Raw genomic sequence first — 1,216 nt, 5'->3', positions numbered from 1 at the left:
TGGATATGTATTTATCAATGGTTTGTTGAACAGAGTGCCTTTGGCCCCACTATTGATCGAAACCGTTCAGTGGCTAGCCATTCTTTGTCTACTGAGCTTACTTTACGCTTACGGTGCATTTGATGATGAGCGAGTGATGGTCTATTTCACCTACCTACTTTTTATCATCTGTGGTCTAGTCGCAGCATGGCACTTCGCCCAAGGCTATCAAAGCGGATTTAAATTACTCGGGGTCAGTAAATACGGATTTGGAGTGTTGTGCTCGCTACTCTATTTGTATCGCGACAAAATTCGCCTGTTCCCTTTTTTGATGCTAGTTGCATTTGCGCTACTCGTGTTATCTCAAGAACGAAAAGCTCTGCTGGGCTTTTGTTTGCTGTTTTTTCTCGATCAGATTTTTATTAAAAACTGGATGCGAAAAACCATCAGTGAAACCTATACATGGATGCTTCTCTTGGCGTTGGCATTTGTGGTTATTGGCACAGTCTCTACCACGCTCTACGTCGGTTTTGATGCTCTTGCCGATAAACTGGAGATCACTCAAGAAGACATTTTGTTTGCCAACCAAAGTGAAGCGCGATGGGTGTCCAACTTGCATCGCAAGCTGCTACTCGCAAACGGCATGGATATCTTAACGCAGCATCCTATTTTAGGCGTGGGCGCCAAAATGCTGCCCAACTTTATGATCGATTACTTCAACTACGATGAATTAGCAATTTACACCCACAACTTTGTGCTCGATACCGCCATCGAATACGGTTTGCTCGGCATTGCGTTTCTGTTTGGAGGCTACTTTCTTTTCATCAAATTTTGTTTTCGCAGTATCGATGACAACAGAAAAAGTCTTTTACTCGCGGTTTACGCCCTCATCATGGTGTTCTTCGTTGCCGTAAATACCACCATCATTTTGATACTTTTGTTGCCAGTTATGATCAGTCGAAAACGAACACCAGAACCTCAGACAGTCATCCATTCGCTGCCAGTCAATAAAAGTCACGAATTTTAATAATCAAGGATTTGATCAATGAAATACTCTATCGCTCGACAATTTGAAAAGAACCGAGAACTTCGGGCTGATAACTTCGTCTTGGTGTATCAAATGGGGAAAGTGGGCTCATCGTCTATCGAGCATACTTTGGAAGCGCGTAACATTCCGAGCTATCACATCCACACGTTTGACGATCATGAAGAATTTCACATGTACCACAACAAAAAG

The 1,216-nt window shown here is 42.8% G+C and carries 1 protein-coding gene and 1 pseudogene; both read left to right on the top strand.

Annotated elements, in window-relative coordinates:
* Positions 1 to 1,006, top strand: a 1,006-nt coding sequence (locus tag R7P69_RS24865; RefSeq protein WP_318121774.1) for an O-antigen ligase family protein, incomplete at its 5' end; no start/stop codon positions are given.
* Between the two features lie 18 nt (positions 1,007 to 1,024).
* Positions 1,025 to 1,216 (top strand): annotated as a pseudogene (locus R7P69_RS24860) (capsular biosynthesis protein); the annotation flags it as partial.

Source organism: Vibrio sp. 661, assembly GCF_033339315.1.
In the GTDB taxonomy this organism is placed as follows: domain Bacteria; phylum Pseudomonadota; class Gammaproteobacteria; order Enterobacterales; family Vibrionaceae; genus Vibrio; species Vibrio alginolyticus.
The sequence above is the reverse complement of the archived record's forward strand: the minus strand, read 5'-3'. Positions and strand labels throughout refer to the sequence as shown.